Annotated in this window: 22 protein-coding genes and 1 pseudogene; 14 read left to right on the top strand and 9 right to left on the bottom strand. The window is 47.0% G+C overall.

Annotation, left to right across the window (positions count from 1 at the left end; all coding sequences use genetic code 11):
• Together JO375_RS15880 and JO375_RS15875 are read left to right on the top strand one after the other, a co-directional pair.
• Positions 1-1,613: thioesterase domain-containing protein (locus JO375_RS15880; RefSeq protein ID WP_229525374.1), on the top strand; the 1,613-nt coding region annotated here is incomplete at its 5' end.
• 76 nt (positions 1,614-1,689) lie between these two features.
• Positions 1,690-1,890, top strand: coding sequence for a hypothetical protein (locus JO375_RS15875; RefSeq protein ID WP_229525373.1), 201 nt, complete (start codon positions 1,690-1,692; stop codon positions 1,888-1,890).
• 125 nt (positions 1,891-2,015) lie between these two features.
• Here JO375_RS15875 and JO375_RS15870 read toward each other — a convergent pair whose 3' ends face one another.
• Together JO375_RS15870 and JO375_RS15865 are read right to left on the bottom strand one after the other, a co-directional pair.
• Entirely contained in the window at positions 2,016-2,168 is a 153-nt protein-coding gene (locus tag JO375_RS15870; RefSeq protein ID WP_229525372.1) for a hypothetical protein, read from the bottom strand.
• 29 nt (positions 2,169-2,197) lie between these two features.
• Positions 2,198-2,545, bottom strand: a complete 348-nt coding sequence (locus JO375_RS15865; protein ID WP_229525371.1) for a hypothetical protein — start codon at positions 2,543-2,545, stop codon at positions 2,198-2,200.
• Positions 2,546-2,794: 249 nt separating this feature from the next.
• On the opposite strand from JO375_RS15865, the gene greA reads away from it, so the two are divergent.
• On the top strand, positions 2,795-3,274 hold the full coding sequence (greA, locus tag JO375_RS15860; RefSeq protein ID WP_229525370.1) for a transcription elongation factor GreA: 480 nt from the start codon (positions 2,795-2,797) through the stop codon (positions 3,272-3,274).
• A gap of 129 nt (positions 3,275-3,403) precedes the next feature.
• Here greA and JO375_RS15855 read toward each other — a convergent pair whose 3' ends face one another.
• The gene (locus JO375_RS15855) at positions 3,404-3,943 is read right to left on the bottom strand and encodes a transcription repressor NadR (RefSeq protein WP_229525369.1); all 540 of its coding nucleotides are present in this window, start codon (positions 3,941-3,943) and stop codon (positions 3,404-3,406) included.
• Complete coding sequence (locus tag JO375_RS15850; protein ID WP_229525368.1) at positions 3,940-5,094, bottom strand: IscS subfamily cysteine desulfurase; 1,155 nt, start codon at positions 5,092-5,094, stop codon at positions 3,940-3,942. Before JO375_RS15850 ends, JO375_RS15855 begins: the two co-directional genes overlap by 4 nt.
• Before the next feature lie 163 nt (positions 5,095-5,257).
• On the opposite strand from JO375_RS15850, the gene nadA reads away from it, so the two are divergent.
• Positions 5,258-6,364: a quinolinate synthase NadA gene (nadA, locus tag JO375_RS15845; RefSeq protein WP_229525367.1), complete on the top strand. Its 1,107-nt coding sequence runs from the start codon at positions 5,258-5,260 to the stop codon at positions 6,362-6,364.
• 17 nt (positions 6,365-6,381) lie between these two features.
• On the opposite strand, the gene JO375_RS15840 is transcribed toward nadA, so the two are convergent.
• The gene (locus JO375_RS15840) at positions 6,382-7,767 is read right to left on the bottom strand and encodes an outer membrane protein assembly factor BamB family protein (protein ID WP_229525366.1); all 1,386 of its coding nucleotides are present in this window, start codon (positions 7,765-7,767) and stop codon (positions 6,382-6,384) included.
• A 231-nt stretch (positions 7,768-7,998) separates the two neighbouring features.
• Here JO375_RS15840 and JO375_RS15835 point away from each other — a divergent pair, with 231 nt between their 5' ends.
• From JO375_RS15835 to JO375_RS15815, 5 genes are all read left to right on the top strand, one after another.
• Positions 7,999-8,319, top strand: a complete 321-nt coding sequence (locus JO375_RS15835) for a hypothetical protein (RefSeq protein ID WP_229525365.1) — start codon at positions 7,999-8,001, stop codon at positions 8,317-8,319.
• The gene (gene yidC / locus JO375_RS15830; protein WP_229525364.1) at positions 8,285-9,118 is read left to right on the top strand and encodes a membrane protein insertase YidC; all 834 of its coding nucleotides are present in this window, start codon (positions 8,285-8,287) and stop codon (positions 9,116-9,118) included. Before JO375_RS15835 ends, yidC begins: the two co-directional genes overlap by 35 nt.
• 262 nt (positions 9,119-9,380) lie before the next feature.
• Entirely contained in the window at positions 9,381-10,052 is a 672-nt protein-coding gene (locus JO375_RS15825) for a phosphatase PAP2 family protein (protein WP_229525363.1), read from the top strand.
• Between the two features lie 164 nt (positions 10,053-10,216).
• A complete protein-coding gene (locus JO375_RS15820; RefSeq protein ID WP_229525362.1) occupies positions 10,217-10,927 on the top strand; it encodes a response regulator transcription factor in 711 nt (236 codons plus the stop codon).
• Positions 10,924-12,300, top strand: coding sequence for a sensor histidine kinase (locus JO375_RS15815; RefSeq protein WP_229525361.1), 1,377 nt, complete (start codon positions 10,924-10,926; stop codon positions 12,298-12,300). The genes JO375_RS15820 and JO375_RS15815 overlap by 4 nt, the downstream gene beginning before the upstream one ends.
• Before the next feature lie 84 nt (positions 12,301-12,384).
• Here JO375_RS15815 and JO375_RS15810 read toward each other — a convergent pair whose 3' ends face one another.
• Entirely contained in the window at positions 12,385-12,858 is a 474-nt protein-coding gene (locus tag JO375_RS15810; protein WP_229525360.1) for a C40 family peptidase, read from the bottom strand.
• 354 nt (positions 12,859-13,212) lie between these two features.
• Between JO375_RS15810 and JO375_RS15805 the strand changes: the two genes are divergently transcribed.
• Positions 13,213-14,238, top strand: a complete 1,026-nt coding sequence (locus JO375_RS15805; RefSeq protein ID WP_229525359.1) for a glycosyltransferase — start codon at positions 13,213-13,215, stop codon at positions 14,236-14,238.
• A gap of 218 nt (positions 14,239-14,456) precedes the next feature.
• Here the strand turns inward: JO375_RS15805 and JO375_RS15800 are convergent, their stop codons facing one another.
• A complete protein-coding gene (locus JO375_RS15800) occupies positions 14,457-15,800 on the bottom strand; it encodes a sugar phosphate nucleotidyltransferase (protein ID WP_229525358.1) in 1,344 nt (447 codons plus the stop codon).
• A 74-nt stretch (positions 15,801-15,874) separates the two neighbouring features.
• The gene (locus JO375_RS15795; protein WP_229525357.1) at positions 15,875-16,705 is read right to left on the bottom strand and encodes a DUF6492 family protein; all 831 of its coding nucleotides are present in this window, start codon (positions 16,703-16,705) and stop codon (positions 15,875-15,877) included.
• 208 nt (positions 16,706-16,913) lie between these two features.
• Here JO375_RS15795 and JO375_RS15790 point away from each other — a divergent pair, with 208 nt between their 5' ends.
• From JO375_RS15790 to JO375_RS15775, 4 genes and pseudogenes are all read left to right on the top strand, one after another.
• A complete protein-coding gene (locus JO375_RS15790) occupies positions 16,914-17,753 on the top strand; it encodes a YheC/YheD family protein (protein WP_229525356.1) in 840 nt (279 codons plus the stop codon).
• 156 nt (positions 17,754-17,909) lie between these two features.
• Positions 17,910-18,617 carry a DUF421 domain-containing protein gene (locus tag JO375_RS15785; RefSeq protein ID WP_229525355.1) on the top strand — a complete coding sequence of 236 codons (708 nt, stop codon included), beginning with the start codon at positions 17,910-17,912 and terminating at the stop codon, positions 18,615-18,617.
• Between the two features lie 93 nt (positions 18,618-18,710).
• Positions 18,711-19,742 (top strand): cupin domain-containing protein, encoded by a 1,032-nt coding sequence (locus JO375_RS15780; RefSeq protein WP_229525354.1) that lies wholly within the window; start codon positions 18,711-18,713, stop codon positions 19,740-19,742.
• A gap of 140 nt (positions 19,743-19,882) precedes the next feature.
• A pseudogene (locus JO375_RS15775) lies at positions 19,883-20,221 on the top strand (molybdenum ABC transporter ATP-binding protein); the annotation flags it as partial.
• A 16-nt stretch (positions 20,222-20,237) separates the two neighbouring features.
• Here the strand turns inward: JO375_RS15775 and JO375_RS15770 are convergent.
• Entirely contained in the window at positions 20,238-21,164 is a 927-nt protein-coding gene (locus JO375_RS15770) for an AEC family transporter (RefSeq protein WP_229525353.1), read from the bottom strand.
• Between the last annotated feature and the right edge of the window lie 131 nt (positions 21,165-21,295).

Below are 21,295 nucleotides of genomic sequence, written 5' to 3'. Positions count from 1 at the left end.
GAGAGGAATATGCGGTGATTCCGATCGGAAAACCGATTCAGAACATCCGTCTGTACATCGTGAAGGAAGGCACGGAGCGGTTGCAGCCGATCGGGGTTGCAGGCGAGCTGTGCATCGGCGGTGTGGGCGTAGCCCGCGGGTATCTGAACCGACCGGAACTGACGGCGGAAAAATTCGTCGCCGATCCGTTTGCCGGTGGTGAAGCAGGCTATGAGCGGATGTACCGTACAGGCGATTTGGCGAGATGGATGCCGGACGGGAACATCGAATATCTGGGCCGGATCGATCATCAGGTGAAAATCCGGGGCTACCGGATCGAACTGGGTGAGGTGGAGGCGCGGCTGGCAAGTGTACCGTCCGTACGGGATAGCGTTGTTATCGCTTTGCAAGATGGAGCAGGACAGCAGCAATTATGTGCTTACTTCACTGCCGATGAACAGCTGACCATCCGTGAGATTCGAAGTGCATTGCTGTCCACCCTGCCAGGCTATATGATTCCATCCGCTTTTGTACAGCTGGATCATATTCCGCTGACGACCAACGGCAAAGTCGACCGCAAAGCGTTACCTGTACCGGACAAAGCGTTGCACACGGGTGCAAAATATGTGGCACCGCGAACCGATGTGGAGCAGTTGCTGGCAGACATTTGGCAGGAAGTACTTGAAATCCCGCAGGTGGGTATCCACGATGACTTTTTCACGTTGGGGGGACATTCCTTGAAAGTGCTGGAGCTGGTGCGCAAAATTCACCTTGCTACAGACATCGAGCTTCCCATTCGTAGTGTGCTGGAGTTTCCGACCATAGAAGAGCAGGCGCTCGCCTTATTGAAATCCGATCTGGAATACAAGGCGGATAGTCCCATCATTCGGTTGAATGAACATGGTCCTGTCTCTATCTTCTGCTTTCCGCCCATGCTTGGATATGGACTGTCGTTCGCGGAACTTGCCAAACAATTGGATCAGGTTGCAGTCGTGTATGGATTGGAATTCGTAGATGATGCTGCGAATGAGCAGGAAATGCTGGCACGGTATGTTGATTTGATCGTCAGCACGCAAGCGCAAGGTTCGTATGTGCTGCTTGGCTATTCCATAGGTGGCAATCTGGCGCACAAGGTTGCCGTTGCGTTGGAAGGTCAAGGCCATGCTGTATCCGACATTTTGATGCTTGATTCGGTCAGAAGGACGGAAGCTCTGCCCTTCACAGTCGAAGAAACAGAGCACGAAATTCATGCCATGCTGGAACAGGTTCCCGAGTCCTACCGTGAGCTGTTGAATGACACGTACCAGCGTAAAATGCTTGCCTACGCGGTATATGGCAACCAGCTTGTGAACACAGAGACCGTTCAGGCCAATATTCACGGTTTTGTTGCCGCCGGATCGGAAACGGTGAAGGGGACCGGAGATAATCGGCTGTTATGGAAAGACGCTTCACAAGGAAGCTATGAAGAGCATAACTTGATCGGCAGTCATTATGAACTGCTGGAACCTGGTTTTGTTGAGGAAAATGCAAAACGTATCCGTGCCGCAATACAAAGCATAGCCCGAAACATAGGGCAAAATATAGCCTATGGCTCTTCAAAGCTAATGGTCGATGATATGCCCGGCATTCGTTAATTTATAATCTGTCAGAATCCTGATCGGACAGCAAGGGGCTTGCCTACAAAAACCTGACCGTACGAATCAAACCGGGATGGCAAATGGCGAGCTGATCGACACGCAAGAGCTGGCGGTCAAAACTACTCAGGCTCAAAGTGCAGCTGCAAACATTCAAGACCGAAAGCCGGGCACCTGTGAGTATTGGGCCGAACTGGTCAATAACTCAGGAAAAGAACTCGAGCAAAACGATTACTGTAGAAGTGAAGGAGCGTTAAATAGCAAGAGCATCTATTGACTTCACGAAGTCTAATAGCTGCTCTTTTTTACTTTCAGGCTGTTGTTTTTTCGTTTAACATATCGCTTCACATCCCGAATCCGGTATGTAATCATAAAAGCCCCCGGGAACGGGGACCTGCCCATTTAGGAGGAGGATTTAGATGAAGATGAAGTTGGCTGAGTCGAGAGCGTATCTATATCGGTGGAGCCAAAGAAAAATAAAACAATCAGAATGGTGAGAATGATAAACTCTGCAAAATGCTCCCCGTCAAACTCGCCTGCCGTAAACTCACTCACCGCAAATAACCCCTTTCATCATCGGTGTATTACTTATTCATTTTCTTTTGAAAGGCTTGTATGACTTGATCCAGCGTCATATTTCCGTTGTCATTTAAAAATTTCACCATGTTGTCGACACTGGTAGAGTTCGATGCTAATGTTTTGAATTTTCCCGTTAATCCTACAAGCAGAGTTGCTTGTCTGTATAGAGTAACGGAATCGACGTGCAGCTTTCCTGTTAACAACAGGGCCGCTACCACGACCTCCACATTTTTTCCATGCAGAGCAGAGAAGATAGCCGAGTTGGTGTTTAACCCGCTTTTTTTTTGTCCGTTAGAGTTAGGGGATGATTTGGACCTGCGATTTCCATTTCCATTCTTTCCTAAGGAAGCCATTGAATCTTCCTCCCACCTAAACTGTTCTTGCCTGGCATGAAGAAAGTTTGGGACAAGGACAGTGGCACTGCACGTGCTCATCAACTGCGATATAATCTTATAGTATGCGAAAAGAAAGCATTGGTTACTGTAAGAATAACCCTGAAGTGAGTATGCCGGACTCCTATTGCAATGTAAATTATTTTCGCATGTTCGTTCAATATAGAGTAAACTACAATAAAGCAAACGAAATAGGAGTTGTGGATAAAAATGTCAAATGAAGAAGTGTTGTTAACCAAAGAGGGCTTAGCCAAGCTGGAGGAAGAGCTCAAGGAACTGAAGACTGTAAAACGCAAGGAGCTGGCCGAGCGTCTCAAGCTGGCGATCAGCTACGGGGACTTGAAGGAAAATAGTGAATATCATTCGGCCAAGGACGATCAAGCGTTCATGGAAACACGAATTTTGACATTGGAAAAAATGTTGACCAAAGCCCGGATTGTGGATGAAAGCAATCTGGACCTTAAAACGGTTAGTGTGGGTTCAACCGTCATTCTCAATGATATCGAATTTTCGGAAAAGGTGGAGTACAAAATTGTAAGCCCCGCCGAGGCAGATGTCCAGGAAAATAAAATTTCGTATGAGAGCCCTTTAGGCAAGGCGCTTTTGGGAAAAGAAGTGGGAAGCATTATTGAGGTAGATGCACCCATAGCTGTAATTAAATATGAGCTACTCGAAATTAAGCTCACTTAGTTTATTCCCGATTCCCTTTATAAAGGGGCCGGGCTTTTTTGTTTCTCGCTGCCACTACAGCGGTACGGAGCGCGGATGCGCTCCATATGCTGAGCAGTGTGTTCATTATGACTGCTATAACGATATATGCTAGTCCGTCATCAGAAAGCCGGCTTGTTCCAATGCAGCACAGGCATTGTTAATTTTAGCTTCATTCGAGGCGTGCAGGGTATGAAGATGGATGCCTCCGGTCAACTGGGACAAATAGGCGGCTTGCGTGGAGTTGATTTTGCAGATAAAATCCTCCACTTCATTGCGATTTCCGACTCGTATCGGAGCCGTCAGATCACCGTACACCGGATGCTCCACGATAACATCCTGTACACTTACACCATGATCTACAATTAGCTTTAATTCCTCTTCTGCCTGTTCAGGTCGGTGATTGCATACGATGATACGTGTGACCAGGGGAGCAGTCTGCCCCGCAGGCTCCATGTAAATGTACCCTTGGCTCGTTGCAAGAATAGGCTGTTGGCTTGCTTTTAACAGGGAAATATCCTGTACAATTACTTGTCTGGAGACGGAGGCTCTGCGTGCCAGCTCGTTCCCGGTCAGCGGTGATTCGTTTCTGAGCCACAGCAGCAGTTGCTCGCGGCGCTCCGTACCTGACCATTTTGCAGATTCACTCAATGGGATATGCTCCTTTCTTGTCGATGCGCCAAGTCTGCCAAAATATCTACCAGTACATTCAACTCCTCAATGGTCGTTGTTCTTCCAAAAGAAATCCGGATAAATTGCAATGTTTCACGGTCAGAGGCTCCAAGCGCTTGAATTGCAGGCGCAGGTTTGTGGTGTCCTGCGGCACATGCGCTGCCGGTAGAAATGCAGACACCGCGGCGGTTACATTCCAGCATAACATATTGTCCCTCGTAACCGTGAAAAAAACATCCCACGATATGATGGAGCACAGCTTCTGTGCGGTTTTCCTGTACGGCCAAACGCAGCGGAATGGATCTTTCCCGCAATTGGGCAAGCAAGTATTGCCTTAACACCGCATACCGCTCCTGGTGCAGCTCCATGTGTTCGAACATCATTTCTGCTGCTGCAACAAATGCTGCAATACCGGGAACGTTAACCGTTCCGGGACGAAACCCGCTTTCATGCAGTGTATCGGGGTACACGGGACGCCACGGGGTTCCCGGCTTGAGATAAGCGGCACCCACCCCTTTCGGGCCGTACACTTTATGGCTTGATACGGAGAGGGCATCCACACCCATGGCTGTCACATCCATGGGAATGTTACCAAAGGTCTGTACCGCATCACTGTGCAGTAAAATACCACGATCCCGAAGCAGGGGAGACAAGGCAGCGAGATCCTGAACCAGCCCGGTTTCCGAATTGGCGTGCTGCACGGATACGAGCCCGGTGGTTTCTTTGAGATGGGGCAAAAGGGTATCTGCGGTTATTCGTCCGTCCTTGTCCGGCTGAACAATCGTCAACTCATAGCCCTGCCGTTCTAATAGAGCGGCAAGATTGTACATGGAGTGATGCTCCAGTGCGCTCATAACCCAATGTTTTTTGTGCTGTGGCAATCCGTTCAGGATCGACTGCACAACCAGCATATTGGATTCCGTTCCCCCTGATGTAAAATAGACGCCTTCCTTATGCCCACCGATCATATTCGCTATTTGCTGTCTACTGTAATCCAGTACATAAGCAGCTTGGCCGCCTGCATCATGAAGGCTGCTGGAATTGCCGAACATTTCCTTATTTAATGTGTTATACATATCCAAAGCTTCTTCACACATCGGTGTGGAAGCGGCATAGTCCAGATAAATCACAGCGATTCCTCCTGTCTGCACAATAATTTCACATAAAAAGCCTTGAGATTATTGTAGGCATGTGTAAATATAGGTGTCAAGACACTTGTAAATGAAAGTGTAATACGACGGTTGTCTGTATAAACAAAAGACAGACAGCCGCAGTGATCATGGAGGGATTGAAATGTCTATACTTGACGCTTTACAGGGAAATCGAGGGCTGATGCCAGAGCAATATAAGACACTGAAAGTTGCAGATATGGAGCGCCGCGTTGCCGATCTGAAACAGAAATGGGGACGAAAGCTGCTCATTCCGGGCCATCACTATCAGAAGGATGAAGTGATTCAGTTTGCCGATATAACAGGGGATTCTCTGCAGCTTGCTCAAATGGCAGCACAACATCAGGAAGCAGAGTTTATCGTGTTTTGCGGCGTTCATTTTATGGCTGAGACAGCGGATATGCTGACTGACCATCGGCAAACGGTCATACTGCCGGATATGCGCGCAGGCTGCTCAATGGCAGACATGGCGAATCTGGAGCAGACAGAGCGGGCTTGGCAGCATTTGCAGAAATGCTTGGGTGACACGATTATTCCGTTAACCTATGTGAATTCTACCGCAGAGATCAAAGCCTTTGTAGGACGGCATGGTGGAGCTACCGTGACTTCCTCGAATGCCAAGCAAGTGCTGGAATGGGCGCTGAAACAAAAGGAACGTATTTTGTTTTTGCCCGATCAGCATTTGGGCCGCAATACTGCCTATGATCTTGGAATTCCGCTGGATGAAATGGCCGTGTGGAATCCGGTGACAGATCAGCTGGAGACGGAACGAGACCCGGCATCGGTGAAAATTATTTTATGGAAAGGGCATTGCTCTGTGCATGAAAAATTTACGGTGGATCATATTCGCAGCATTCGTGAGCGCGATAAAAACATCCGGGTCATCGTTCACCCCGAATGCTCTTATGAGGTCGTACAGCTCGCAGATTGCGCGGGCTCTACAAAATTCATCATCGATACGATCCGTTCGGCCGAGCCGGGAACCCGCTGGGCTGTAGGCACAGAGATGAATCTCGTGCAGCGCATCAAACAGCAGTACCCTGAACAGCAGATTGAATCGCTTAATCCGGACATGTGTCCCTGCCTGACCATGAATCGGATCGATCTTCCCCATTTGTTATGGGCATTGGAGCAAATGGATCAGGGAGAGCCGATCGGTGTGATTCGTGTGGATGATCAGGTCAGACAGGAGGCTGTACTGGCGCTGAATCGCATGCTGGCTATTCGTTAAGTTTGTGCCGTTCCAGCTTAGATTCTTCTTGAAATCTTTGGATTTATTTTAGAGATGCAGGCAGCTTGACGGCAAGCAGACGATGGGCCGCTTTGAATAAATATCATCCCGCCGGATTTGAGTATTGGACCGAAGGAACGTGAGCCTGTGTTGACACTAAACACGGGCTTTAGGGTCATCAGGTCATAGCCGTGAAATACGCCATCTGATTGTCCGACGTACACACCTTTGCCAAACACGTCAGCTTGAACGGTCGGATTATCACCGTAATCGTAATGGATGAATTGCCCGGAGGCCAGCTTCATGGCAATTAGTCCGCCTGTTCTAAAATCTTGATAGAACAGGCGGCCTTCATGAATGGACGATAAAGGAAAAAGTTGTTCGTAGTCTCCTTGCGACCACTTGTGAGCAGGTTTGCTGTCTGCTTTGTAGTTCCAGAAGTCATAGGAAGCCAGTGTCTTTCCCTGAAAGACATAAAGGTCTTTACCGTACAAAAAAGCAGAGCCATATATGCCTCCAGATTGGAAAGTGCCATCTTTATTTTCAGCTTCGGTCCATCGGTACTGACGATCTCCTTTGGATTCACCTGTCTTGAGGTCGTACCGTGCTATCGTAACTTTTCGGTTTACCGGATCGTCATCAATCATAAAGGTATTGGCAAGAGAGTAGACCACCCCGTCTTTAACGGTCAGTGGAAAGGAAGTTCTGAAGCTTTCCCAAAGCTTTTTGCCGGTTTTAGCGTCATAGGCATTGATCTGTTCAAAGGTCAGGCTGCCCTGAACGTTATAATTGCGGATAAGGACACCATCAGTCTCCATTAGGTTGTTCAGACCATGGTAAGAGTCCTTATTCTCACTAATTTTCCATTTGAGCTTGCCGCTGGCAGCATCGACAGCAGCCGTTTGCTCAGATTGAGTGATATATACGGTAGAGCCGATTCGATAAATATGATCTGCCTTCGCAAATCCTAACGAAGTGGTCCATATTTTTTTGCCTGATGCTGTAACGGCATAGATGGAGCCGCTTTGTGTCATTCCGTAGATGGTGCCATTGCTATGAATCAAAACAGGGGTAAGCTGACCACCATATTGCCACAATTTCTGGCCCGAGCTGCCCTCTAGGGCAACCAGTCTGTGGTTCGAATCAATTGCGAACACCTTACCGTTTTCCGCTACTGCAACCGCCTGCTCTGAATACTGATTTCTATCGATTGGGATAACGGGAAAAGACCAGGAAGGCTTGATCACAGGTGCTTGGATTGCGGTGCTATAAGCTCCGTTGCTCATCGAAACGGCTGATGGTTCAGCACTTGCCGTCGGAGCGAATTCACTGCTGATCAGGGACAGCCCAATGCTGGTTACCGCCAATCCTGTTGTCAGTGAGCGATGCATCATTTTTTTCATACGTGCTTACTCCTTTTCAAGTTAATGGAGAGTTAGACTTTACACGAAACTTCCATTGATTAGACTGTAAATAAAACCAAAATTTTCATGTTGCGTTTGCTGTTTAACTTTTATGGCGCCCAAACACGAAATTCAGTTGCTTGTGAACCTGTCTGAATCTTGAAGTAAAGATTAGTCGCTATTCCGCTTTCGTGCTATAATCGTAGCAACGAACCGAAGGAGGTGAATCCCTTGTTTGAGCTTCAGGACTTGCTCCCCTATTTATTTACCATCGGCCTGCTGTGTACAGTAACCTACACGTATCTCACTCATTTGCACGGCGATGTGCCGGAATGCTGGGTAGGAGGCGGGTCCGTATGGCCGCATGCTTCGTCGCTGATGCCGATGTCTGCCCGTGGGCAGGACATGCCTATTCGGCTGGCACGCCATATCCGGCGCAAGGAAGCACCGGATGAAGATACATCAGATTGTTTTTCCTCGTTGAACGATAGTACAGTCAATCAACGAGGAGGAACAAATGATACGATTCAAGGGATTCACCTTTTGGGGTAAAAAGGAACGGATATTAGGAATGATGGTGGTGTTGGCGGTAGTCATGCTGCTGTCTGGCTGCGGTGCGAATGCTGGAGAGATTAATGCACAAACACCCGGATTTTTTAATCATTATGTAGTGTTTCCGCTATCCTGGCTCATCCAGCAATTGGCACGATGGTTTGATGGAAGCTTTGGCCTGGCGATCATGACACTAACGTTAATTGTCCGTCTCGCATTATTACCGCTAATGATGCGGCAAACACGAGCCCAGCAGGGGATGAAGCGCAAGATGAGCGCCATGCAGCCCGACCTGGACCGAATTAAGAAGAAGTACGAAAATAAAAAGGATGCGGCGAGTCAGCAAAGTATGCAGCAGGAAATGATGGCACTTTACAAAGAGCATCAATTCAATCCGCTCAATATCGGTTGCTTGCCTATTATTATTCAGCTCCCGATACTGAGCGGGATGTACACTGCCATCCGGTTAACACCTGAGCTGGCTTCGCACTCCTTCTTATGGTTCCGGCTTGGCCAGCCGGACTGGATTTTGGCAATCATCGTCGCGGTCGTCTATCTGGCACAGGCCAAACTGTCCCAGCTTCACATGACGGCAGAGCAGCGCAAGCAAATGGCCATCATGGGATATCTTTCACCGATCATGATGGCGGTCTTTTCCTTTAATGCGCCTGCAGCCATGCCATTATACTGGACAGTGGGCGGCACCTTTTTGCTGCTTCAGTCGCTATGGTTCCGCAAACGTTATCCAACCGAGGAAGCAGAGCGCAAGCCCAAGCTTGGGGAAGCCACATCAACCTAAAAGAAGATGATTGCTTCATATCGAATTGTGTTACAGTAGGACATATGTAATAACAGGATGCCGTTCCCAGCCGTTATCAGGCTTGAACGGCATTTTTTATGCTGATAACGCAAAATGTGATTGCAGCGGTAAAGTCTCAGGCTCATCCCGTATTCATTTGCTAAAGAACTGATCATGCTTTACGATAAAAGCTGATTTTTTTGGTGAAAATATTAAGGTGAATGCAATGCAGGTTACAAACATCACGGAGGGCCAACAAAACATGAAGCAAACATCGGCAAAGCTGCCCATTTCCATGGCGCTGATCGCCTGTATCGTATGTGCGCTCGGGTTCAGTCTAATCGCATTATGGGTCAGCGACCATCAGGTGCGGCATTTTGACGATAAAATCATTTCAGATATTGAGCGGCTGCAATCCCCAGTAATGACTCGTCTAATGAAATTTTTCACTATAATCGGCAGCGGAATTCCGGTTGTGTTCATCATTCTAATTGCCATGTTCGTGCTGCACCGAGTATTGAGACACCGCCAAGAATTGTTGTTTTTAGCTATTGCGGTACTGGGTTCGGTGCTGCTGAATACGGTCTTAAAGCTGCTCTTTCACCGAGCGCGTCCCGAAATTAACCGTATTATTGAGGCGAATGGCTACAGCTTTCCAAGCGGGCATTCGATGACGGCTTTTAGCATGTATGCGGCGCTGACATTTTTATTGTGGAAGCATATTCCTTCCGCATTAGGACGTATCCTGCTGATCGTGCTCAGCAGCCTGTTTATTTTAGCGATAGGCATAAGCCGCATCTATTTGGGCGTGCATTATCCGAGCGATGTGCTAGGCGGCTATTTTATGAGCGGCTGCTGGATAGCGGCCTGTATTTGGTTATATCAGCGGTATGAAGAGCGACGCTACCGCCTCCGCACCAAATCGACAGCATGATTAGCCCTGAGCGGGTAATAAGGTTATCATTGCGATGCCCTATAGTCATTCCCGCACAACATGAATAAATTGCTCCTTAATATCAAAAAATGAACTGCAAAATGACATTATAGAGTGACCCAAATTCTCATTGAGTTTTTCTATTGAAAATAGGTGATTGTGTTGTGAAAAAAACGGTATTGATTATTGATGACGAAGAAAAGATATCCAGATTGCTCCAATTGGAATTATCCCATGAGGGATATAAGGTTGAAATTGCTAAGACGGGCAAAGAAGGATTGGAGAAAGCGTTGGCACACACATGGGATATTATCATTTTAGATGTGATGCTGCCGGAGATAAACGGGGTTGAGGTGCTGAGGCAGTTTCGAAAAATGGACAATCATACCCCCGTAATTATGGTCACTGCACGTAACAAAACCACTGACAAGGTTTCCGGTCTGGATGAAGGTGCGAATGATTACATTACGAAGCCTTTTGAAATCGAGGAGTTATTAGCGCGAATGCGGGCCAGTATGAGGCATCAATCGGAATCCAAAACCATCTCTGTACAAGAAGACGAGAAGCCGGCGGTTCTACAGGTCGATAGCCTGATGCTGGAACCGAAGACACGCGCTGTGATCCGGGAAGGAAAGCGAATTGAAATGACGCCCAAAGAATTTGACCTGCTTCACTACCTCATGGAGCACAAAAATAAAGTTTTGCAGCGGGACCAAATGATTCAGGACGTATGGGGGTTTGATTTTGTGGGTGATACGAATGTCGTTGATGTGTATATCCGATATGTTCGAAAAAAAATCGATCATGGCTTCAAAAAAAAACTGATTAAAACCGTACGTGGCGTAGGGTACTGCATCCGGGAGGAAGATCATTGAAGCTGCGGACCAAAATCACTCTGCTCAGTTCGATTCTAGTGATGGTCATTCTTCTGTTCGTCGACGTCACCGCCCATCTCTTGTTTATCAAAATCGCTACCCGCAATGAAAGAGAAGAATTGCAAAATAAATGGACCGAAATCATTACTGAAGCCGGCCCCGCGATGATTCTCAAAAATGCATGGGGACCAAAGTTAAAAGATGAACTCTCAGATGATACCATCCTGAGGTTTTTTGATCAGCAATCCCGTTTTTTGTATGAAGTTAGTCGTCAATCCCGTTTCAAGCTGGATGATATCCGCTTTAATCTTTCTCAAAGCTCGCAGCTGACAGATGTACAGGGTCATAAAATCCTTGTACTTCATCTCCCGGTGCTTTCACCTGAAGGCCATCAGATGGGAACGCTGGAGATCATAGAAAAATGGGATGCGCTCCAAAGCAATGTTGATATTTTAGATACGATTCTGGTTACTTCAACTACCGGAGCTATGCTGCTTAGTCTGGTAGGCAGCACAATCTTGGCGAATGCCATCTTGTTACCGATATTGAGCAGTATCCAAACCATGCAGGAAATTGAGAGAAGTCTTAAATTCAAAAAAATCCCTGCCCGCAGTCATAATCAGGATGAATTGTCGCAAATGACTGCCACGTTCAATCGAATGGTGGATAGATTGGAAGAAAGCTTTCAAAGCCAGCAGCAATTCGTTTCCGATGCTTCGCATGAGCTGAATACAACCTTAATGATCATTGAGGGCTACGCCAACATGCTGCGGCGGTGGGGCACGCGTGACGAAGAAATTTATAAGGAATCCCTTGAATCCATCTATGAAGAAACGCAGCGGATGCGCACCATGACACGACAGCTGCTGACTTTGGCGTCCTCACAGCAGGAAGAGCCGGAGCCATATGAACGCATAGAGTTGATCGGCTGTTGCGGGCAGATCATTGCTCATCTCAAGCCTGTGCATGATCGTCAAATAACGATTTTTACAGATGAAAAAGAAATCTGGTTTGATGCCAATCTTGTCAAAATCAAGCAGTTGCTTGTAATTTTGCTCGATAATGCTTTAAAGTACAGCTCAGATCCAATCGAGATTCTGTTGTCCACAGATGAAAAGGATGTGCACATCCGGGTCAAGGACTACGGAATCGGAATACCAGAGGGAGAGGTCAAGCGAGTCTTTGAGCGATTTTATCGGGTGGATAGCTCTCGTCACCGTAAAACCGGAGGAACCGGGCTTGGGCTGCCGATTGCCAAGGCTATTACGGACGTCCACCAAGGGACGATCCGTATAGATAGTGTAGAAGGAGAAGGAACGGAAGTGATTGTCACGCTGCCCCGAAGACAACAGGAAGGGCTGTCCCCCCGGTAGACCTATCTACTCGCGGAACAGCCCTCTTTGGTTTATATTAAAGAGTCCCCATGGATAAATGAGAACCTTTATCTATGCCTTGTCTTAAAGGACACGGCGTGCTGTAGCATAGTGGGAATTCCACCAGCCTGAGTTCAGGTTGGTTATGGTTACGCCGCCTTTACCGAAGGTATGCAGCAGCTTGCCATCCCCCATATAAATAGCTACATGGTGAATAGGGGAGTAGAAAAAGACCAGATCGCCTTTTTGCAGCTGACTACGTGGTACAAACGTGCCAACAGTTGATTGCTCTCTTGACGAACGTGGAAGCTTGATTCCATTTTGTCCAAATACATATTGAGTAAATGAAGAGCAATCAAAAGAGCTAGTGTTGCCGGCCTGAGCTCCAAACTGATAGGGTACGCCCATAAATTGGGAGCCTGTGGAAATAATCTGATCGGCTGTGCTCGCAGATGCGGCATAAGTGGTATTAGGTCCAGTTACAAAGCTTCCTGCGCCGAATGCCAAAGTCATCGTAAAGCAAATGCCCACCCACAATTTTTTAGAAGTACGATTCATATATATCCCTCCGTTATTTTATGTTGTGTTGATGTCCTGAATTGACAATAACACAAATAAAATATCCGGAATTTACCACCAATAGTTACAATCCTGTTACCCCAATGGTTTCCCCTCATTTATTAGAAAACGATGAGAATTTTTGTTCGAATTTTGGGTTGACAAAATACCCATCTCCCCCATATTTCTCTGAGGATGTATGACAAAAAGTGACTTGCAGACGTTTCGCACAAGCAATCATGCAAAATAAACATACCAATATACTACAGCTGATAACTTGTACGGGATTAGGCTCAGATTCCCGTTCATATTGTAAAGATCACACCGTATTTCCGGTCAGGAAGGGGAATTCCAATGGCTTCAAAGCAAATTAAAATGCCCAGTAGCCAACATCTATCCATTGTCCAGGTCATTTCCAACTATCCCAATGCACAGCCTGTACCCTCCATCAAAGGTGGAACGGAAAAGGTCGTGTATGAATTAACGGAGGAACTGGTAAGACGAGGACATCATGTAACTTTATTTGCCGCCCGCGGGAGCAGGAGCAGTGCGCGGCTAATTCCCTATCCCAAGGGATTGAAGCACCATCAGATTCCGCAGTATGTACTTCGGCATATGCCGGCCGGTACACAGATTATTCATGATCATACCTTTCGCTCCGCTCTGAGGCGCAGGAAGCTGCCTTGTCCGTCATTATGCACAGTTCATCTTCCTGTGAAGAAACACGGTAAAAACCCGGTGTATGTCAGTAAGCGGGCACGCCAGCTCATGGGTGGGGGAAAAGGATATTATGTCTATAACGGCATCAACATGCATGAATACGAGTTCAGTAGCGAGAAGCATGGCTATTTGCTGTTCATGGGCAGGATTATTCGAAATAAAGGGGTATTGCAAGCCATTCAGGTGGCAGAACAAACCGGAAAAAGACTGCTTATAGCGGGTCCGATCAAGGCACCTGTATTTTTTCGCCAGGAGATTCAAAAGCGAATTCAGCGCAATCCGAAAATCAGCTATGTAGGAGCAGTTGGAGGACAACGAAAGCAGCAGTTGCTCAAGCATGCGGAATGTTTGCTGTTTCCGACACTATGGGAAGAGCCTTTCGGACTTATAATGGTGGAGGCGATGGCTTGTGGAACACCGGTTCTGGCTTTACCCAACGGTTCTGTTCCCGAGGTGCTTTCAGGCTTTCCCCAGCTTATATGCAAATCCGTTAGCCAAATGGCGAAAAAGGTACAGCAAAAAAACTACCCGTCACCAGCCAAGCTTCGCCAATATGTCACGCAAAGATTTACAAACCGGCAGATGACCGATAAATATGTGAGACTTTACCGTAAAATGATTCAGCGGCAAGAACAGGGAAAGAGAGCGCCCAAAGTCTGAACCACTCCTTAACATGGCTGCATGAGCTTCCAGGCTCTCCCGTACGGCGGCAACTCAGACAAGCATATTTATCTGTCCAGGTTAGAGATGCAACTTGGCAAAATTGAATATGATAAAAAAATCGCCTCCAGAGCAAGTTTTTTCTTCTTGCTCTGGAGGCGATTTTTTGGTGTGCTTCGCACAAGTCATCGTGAGGCTTGGGTTTTATTTATATCCTGTCAGGACTCGGGTTTATAGAAGGCGTTTACCAAGCTTTCTCCCAGCCGAACCTCGATCAGCTCCACGGGCCTCTCCAGATCGGCCCGGATCGTGTGATGCGTATCGACCGGGATACGAAAAACCGAACCGCTTGCCGCCATAAAGCGTTCTCCGTTCAGCATGATCTCCCCCCGGCCGGAAACGATCGTCCACACTTTAAGTCCACTGCCGTGAGAACGGCCGTTCAAACAATGATCTGGCAGCACCGTCAGGCGTGCGACTAAAATATCGCCTAAACTTCGATGCTCAAATTCGTCCAGCACCCGGTAGCTGCCCCAGGAGGCTTCACCATGCATAGGGTATGGCTGAACTGTCTTCAGCTTCTCCTTGATCGAGTGGGCATGGCTTTTGGCAGCAACAAGGATGCCGTCTGGACTGGCAGCAGCAATAATATCCTCCACGCCAATCACATGGAACGGATAAGGCAGCTCATTGACGATATGCGTGCCATGAGCGGATTCGCTAATCTGTCCGCGCCCGATCACTCGGCTGTCAAGCTGCTCGGTTAATGTCTGCCAGTTGCCGATGTCGCGCCATTCACCCTCGTAGGGCAGGACGACAGCGCGTTCGGCACGCTCCGCAACCTCCTCGTCAAAGCTGCGAACAGGAAGGCTGTCATACATTGCACATAATGCCTTGTCGTTCAGCGGCAAACCACTGCGTTTCATGCAGGCCAGCATATATCGCAGCTTAAAAGCATAAATGCCACAGTTCCAGAGCGCACCTTGGCTGATCAGCTGCTGTGCCCGCGTGCGATCCGGTTTTTCTGTGAAGCGGGCAACGGACGCATAGGAGGCTTTTCCCTCCTTTCCTGTTTGCTGTCCCGGAACGATATAGCCGTACTGGTCAGAGGGATGCTTAGGTCTTGTCCCAAGCATGGCCAGATCGGCTCCACTATCCAGCAACAGATCGGAGAGTTCCGCTACACGATGAAAAAAATCCGCGCCGGCAAACATATCCGCCGGCGCGATACAAACAATTTCGTCCAGCCCCGCGCCCTTGACCTGAAAATGGACGGCAGCCAGCGCAGCAGCGGTGAAGGTCCCCCGTTTGGCAGGTTCGCCAAGAACGGGCAGACGACCTTCTGTATGGCGCAAGACCAGATTTACCTGACTCCGGTGAGTCAGCAGCAGGGCAGAGGAATCCAGTCCGGCTGCTGCAAGCTGCCGGCACACCCGGCCGAGCATAGATTCCTTTTGCCCGTCAGGAGCAGGCAGCAGCCTGAGAAACAGCTTTGAGCGGATATCGTTGGACAACGGCCACAGCCGTTTTCCAGACCCGCCGCATAACAATACGAGTTGCACAGACGCTTCCTCCTTCGATACAGCTCTATGTCAGAGCGTATCATTTTACGGAATTTTCTTGATGTCAAACGATTTTACAATGCTTTGAGCTTGGTTATTGGAGCTCGCTGATACACCTTGCGTTGATGGAAGGATAAAGAACGATGGTTTTTAGCCAAGCTATCTAATTTTTTTTGCGACAGAGATGAAGCCCGGCTATGAAGCGCTTTATTAAGGGACTTGCGTAAAATCATCCGGGCAGGCTGCTTGCTGTACAGATAGTTGGCATAGGTCTCATACTCGGAGAAACCAAACTGTTTCTTCCGGTTTATGCTTTGGATAATCGCATGAAACCAGGGTTTTCCATGGCGGGTTTCTATAACCTGCTTAAGCCGGGTAAGCTGTGCTTTCTCAAACAGCATATAGTGAGTTACAAAGGACTTGGGCGAGGGAGCTTTTACCCCCATCAGCTTGTGGTAGGTGCGGAAATACTCGGGCTGACTCCAGCTCCGATAATAAAATATCGTTTTGCCATTCTTTCGAAACACATGGGGACGAATCAAAATCGTATCCGCATCAATGACGAGAAAGAAAGGCGCTTTGCTAATTTTATCACCGTTCATTTTGAGCAATTGCTGATACAGCCAGCCAGAGCGGTCCCAGCGCGCTGTACCGTAACGAATGTGTTTTTTAGTGATAGGTAGCACCGTCTTTTCATCGATAAATGTACATTTCTTGTTTGCACATAGCCGGCGAATGCGATCGCTTTTCGGTGAAACGATATAAATCGTCCCGATTCGGTGCTGCACGTAACGGCGCAGACTGTCAATCACTAGCGGCAATGTGCCCATATCTTTATCAATTGCAGGAATCAGAACATCCATTATAAGAGATTCCTTCTGTGATCCATCCGATTGCGCTGACAAAGTTATTCACTCCCTATACATGGAAATGTACGTGCCCGTATCTTACATTATCGTATGCCTGGACAGGCAATTTCGACCGGGCAAGGCCAGTTGAATATTTCTAAGCAGGTGGGCTAATGCAGCTTTCGGATGGGGAGTTGGCATCATATGATGAATTGATCTATATAACAGGAGCGTTCTGCCTTTGAAAGAGAGAGGAGAAGGGGAAATGAAAACTTCACGAGCACATGCTATTCGTAGCAAGTGGCGTAAAACCCAAGTACTGCTCCGGCATCAGGGCATCAAGCCTTTTATACCGGAGACCCGAAAATATAACAAAGTCAGTTTGACGTCCATGCTGGAGAAGTACAAGATGGTCTATGTAAAACCTGATTCAGGTACATTCGGTAAAGGTGTAATGAGGGCAGAGCAGGATGAAAGCCAGCGTTTTGCCTATCAATACGGGGAAAAGCGCTGGGAGTTCAAAAACGTAGAGGCACTGTATAAGAGTATATCGAAGCAAGTGGGGGATCAAAGCTATCTCATTCAAAAGGGAGTTCATTTGCTGCGTCACCAGAAGCGTTATTCTGATATCCGGGTCATGGTGCAGCGCAATGCCAAAGGGACATGGGAAGCTACCGGAATTATTGGCCGGCTCGGTCATCCTCGTAAAATCGTAACCAATTATCATAACGGCGGCAAGCCGATGGCATTGGAGGAGTTGCTAAAATCCCATTTATCCCCAAGCAAGCAGGCCGAACTGATCAAGAAACTGAACACGCTGGGCATTACCATAGCCACACAACTGCAAAAAACATATCCGAATTTTCGGCAAATTGGAGTGGATATCGGATTGGATCGGAGCTTTACCCCATGGATTCTTGAGGTGAATACGAAACCTGATCCGTTTATTTTTAATCAGCTAAAAGATAAGTCGATGTACCGTAAAGTACTAAGATATTGGCGGCTGGCTAATGAAAAAAGGAAAATGACAGCTCCGGACAAAAGTATAAATAAAGACAAAGATAAAAGTAAAGTTAAAGTCCCCAAAAAAGCAAAAAATTCATAAGTCAGGAAACCAAAGGATGAATGCTGTATAGATTCATCCTTTTGATTTGTCCTGTTAGACTGACCGGCAAAACCCTGCCTTCTCGAATTGTATGTAATAAAAAAAGTAAAAGTTGGAAAAACTACGTGAAAACAATCAGAACTGAGGTCTTTGTATATGGAATTATTGGAAACGATGTTAAGATCAATATCTGCATTTACCCTCATGATGCTTATAGCACGTATATTGGGTAAATCGACAATTGCACAATTGACCTACCATGATTTTGTAGCTGTCATTACATTGGGGTCCATTACTGCAAATCTTGCCTTTAATAACACAATAAGTATAAAGATTTTAGTGACATCTTTGCTTACATTTACTGGGATTGCTTGCTTGCTGATGTTTCTTTCCATGAAGAACCAGAAACTGCGAAATTGGTTTTCGGGAAAACCAACCGTGTTAATTCAGGAAGGAAAAATTATGGAGAGCAATATGAGAAAACTTAGAATTACACTGGATACTCTGAATCAGGAGCTAAGAGGAAAAAATATTTTTAATATTCAAGATGTTCAGTATGCCGTACTTGAACTGAATGGAAGCATCTCCGTATTGCCCAAGCCGGAGAGTCAGCCTGCAACCAGAAAGGATTTGCATTTGAACAACCAATCTGAGCCGGCTTTTCCTATTGAATTGATTATGGACGGAGACATCATTGAAGCAAATTTGAAGGAGAATCACATAACAAAAGAGTGGTTGCACTCACAAATCAAAAAGAAGGGGCTATCTATTGAAAATATAAATTATGCTGTAATCAGTTCTAATGGAAATATATATTTCGATGAGTATAAGGATCAAATCAAGCATCCTGTTGATAAAGAATGATGCATTTGATTTTATTTACATTAAAGGTGTATAATAGATTTGTCAAAATAAGTAAATATAGACATATGGAATGATTTTAAGGAGGAATGAGCTATGAAATCATTTAAGTATGCACTGGAGAAAAAGGAGCCAAGAACAGGACCGGGTGGAATTACCCGCGGTGCTTCGGTTCGTGATTTTCCGGTATCGGAGGGATTAGCGGGTGTTTCCATGCGTCTGGAGCCGGGGGGGATGCGTGAGCTTCACTGGCATGCTAACGCGGCTGAATGGGCTTATGTGGTTAGCGGCTCCTGCCGAACAACGGTTATCCATCCAGACGGATCTTCATATGTCGATATTTTTAATCCTGGTGATGTGTGGTATTTCCCTCGGGGCTATGGCCATTCCATCCAGGGTCTGGGTCCAGGAGAGTGTCATTTTATACTTATTTTTGATAATGGAGATTTTTCAGAGGACCACACCTTCAGTATAACGGATTTCATCGCTCAGACTCCTAAAGAGGTCGTCATGCAGAATTTGGGGCTTGCAGCCGACGAACTGGCTCTTTTGCCGGATAAGGAAGCCTATTTCGCCAAAGGACCGGTACCTTCCAACGAATCTTCTGATGCATTTGCTCGCACTTCTTCCGAGCTGATCGCCAAGCATCGCTATCCATTATTGGCCAAGCAGCCGAGACTGGCACCAGGCGGAGGGACACAGCGGACAGTTACGGTAGAAGATTTTCCGATTTCCACGACGATGGCAGGCTCTGTGATTGAACTGGAACCGGGCGGACTGAGAGAAATGCACTGGCATCCCAATGCCGACGAATGGCAATATTATTTGGATGGCAACGCTGAAATGACTGTTTTTCTTGCTGAAGGAAATGCAGTGACAGAACAGTTTGAAGCTGGGGATGTTGGGTATGTACCGATGGGAGCCGGGCATTATATCAAAAATACCGGACCAGACGTATGTCGTATTTTAATCGGGTTTAACAGTGGACATTACGAAGCTATTGATCTGAGCGAGTGGCTAGCCGGGAACCCTGTTGATGTATTGGCAACCAATCTGAGTCTTCCTCGGGAAATAGCAAAAAGACTGCCTCATAAATCGATCTTCATTGCTCCAAAATCCAAGTCATAATACAACGGAATTATAACATTACGAAGCAGCCCGCTTTTCACTCCCGTCCGAATGGGTAGCTGAAAGCGGGTTATTATTCGTGGCTTCTTTTCGGTTGATCAATTGGCACCCTGTGCTATCCTTATACGAAAGAATAAATAAAATTGTATTTGCTGATTGCCCGGGCGTTAATGGCCTCACCCAAGCTGTTGATTCTGGACGAGGCGTGTAACGGGCTGGACTTCTTTTCCCGGGAATCATTATTGAATAGCATCCATCAGCTGTCCGAATCGCCAGGTTCACCGAATTTATTGTACGTTACACACCATATCGAAGAAATTTTACCGATGTACACGCATACGATTCTGATTCGCCGGGGGACTGTTTTTGCCAAAGGTAAAACCAGAGAGATTCTTAGCAGTGATACGCTAAGCGATTTCTTTGAAACACCTGTGCATGTAGAATGGAGACAGGATCGCGCATGGCTCTCTATGGGATAGAGAGCCTTTTTTCAGGCTATTGTGCTACGGCCATGATCAGAACGGGCAAAATCAGAAATGAAGCAATTGTGCTCCACAGGATGCAGGTGGAGACGAGTTTGGGCGAGGCGTTGAATTTTTCGGCCAATATGACTGCATTCACTGCAACTGGCATGGAGGCCAGAATGAAGAGAACCGAGAACAAAAGGCCTGATATTCCAAGCATCAGCAAGGCAAGACAGGCTGCAAGCGGAGAGAGCAGCAGCCTGATAGCCAGGCCTGCATAGCTGGCTTTTTGAATAGAGGGCTCCAGTTTGAATATTTTTACATAAGCCATTTGAGTACCAAGGATCGCCAACACGACGGGCGAATAGGCCGCAGCAATCATTGAGACGCCTGATTGAATGCCAGCGGGCAAATGCCACTCCAGCAGCCGAAGTCCCAGAGCGAGCAGCGCTGCATAGATTGCAGGAAGTGAGAATACCGACTTAACGGCGCTTTGAACGGAAAATTCAGAGCGGGCTGCAAAATAAACTCCAATGGTATTGACCAGTATCATCTGAATGACAACATAGACAGAGGCTTTATCCAATCCAAGCTGGCCAAAGGCCAATAAAATAAGCGGCAGCCCATAATTCGCACTATTGGTTAATGTGGAGATTAAGGTAAGCCCGGCTGTTTCGGGGGTGCTGAGGTTAAATATTTTCCCCGCCAATTGGGCGATCCCCCATAGCAGCAGCAGATTCAATATCGAAAAGGCGGCTGTCTGCGCTACATCATGCAGGGATAGCTGTGCTTTGAGCAGTGTGTCGAGAATCATCGCAGGACTCAAAAAGTATAAGTATAGCGTCGATAGCGGTTTGGTTTCCAGCTTCATGAACTTGCCGAGCAAAAACCCGGCGATAACCGGAATGGACAGCGGAACGATAACGGATAGCAGCGTCGATAGTACGATTTGAATCATGAGAATCCCCATCCTTTTTCTGTAATGACCTTTTCATTATAAGACGCGTTTTTTTAACTCGTCCAAGATAAAAAGATGATTAAGGTCATAGGTATACACTATGAAGCTACATAATATTAACTTCATAATCA

Origin of the sequence: Paenibacillus farraposensis (assembly GCF_020736845.1) — a bacterium.
In the GTDB taxonomy this organism is placed as follows: domain Bacteria; phylum Bacillota; class Bacilli; order Paenibacillales; family Paenibacillaceae; genus Paenibacillus; species Paenibacillus farraposensis.
The sequence above is the reverse complement of the archived record's forward strand: the minus strand, read 5'-3'. Positions and strand labels throughout refer to the sequence as shown.

Coding starts and splice junctions, on each gene's coding strand:
- yidC (WP_229525364.1), top strand. CDS start 8,285: ATGATACGATTCAAGGGATTCACCTTTTGGGGTAAAAAGGAACGGATA.
- JO375_RS15770 (WP_229525353.1), bottom strand. CDS start 21,164: ATGATTCAAATCGTACTATCGACGCTGCTATCCGTTATCGTTCCGCTG.
- JO375_RS15865 (WP_229525371.1), bottom strand. CDS start 2,545: ATGGCTTCCTTAGGAAAGAATGGAAATGGAAATCGCAGGTCCAAATCA.
- nadA (WP_229525367.1), top strand. CDS start 5,258: ATGTCTATACTTGACGCTTTACAGGGAAATCGAGGGCTGATGCCAGAG.
- JO375_RS15810 (WP_229525360.1), bottom strand. CDS start 12,858: ATGAATCGTACTTCTAAAAAATTGTGGGTGGGCATTTGCTTTACGATG.
- JO375_RS15840 (WP_229525366.1), bottom strand. CDS start 7,767: ATGAAAAAAATGATGCATCGCTCACTGACAACAGGATTGGCGGTAACC.
- JO375_RS15780 (WP_229525354.1), top strand. CDS start 18,711: ATGAAATCATTTAAGTATGCACTGGAGAAAAAGGAGCCAAGAACAGGA.
- greA (WP_229525370.1), top strand. CDS start 2,795: ATGTCAAATGAAGAAGTGTTGTTAACCAAAGAGGGCTTAGCCAAGCTG.
- JO375_RS15805 (WP_229525359.1), top strand. CDS start 13,213: ATGGCTTCAAAGCAAATTAAAATGCCCAGTAGCCAACATCTATCCATT.
- JO375_RS15825 (WP_229525363.1), top strand. CDS start 9,381: ATGAAGCAAACATCGGCAAAGCTGCCCATTTCCATGGCGCTGATCGCC.
- JO375_RS15790 (WP_229525356.1), top strand. CDS start 16,914: ATGAAAACTTCACGAGCACATGCTATTCGTAGCAAGTGGCGTAAAACC.
- JO375_RS15785 (WP_229525355.1), top strand. CDS start 17,910: ATGGAATTATTGGAAACGATGTTAAGATCAATATCTGCATTTACCCTC.
- JO375_RS15875 (WP_229525373.1), top strand. CDS start 1,690: ATGGCAAATGGCGAGCTGATCGACACGCAAGAGCTGGCGGTCAAAACT.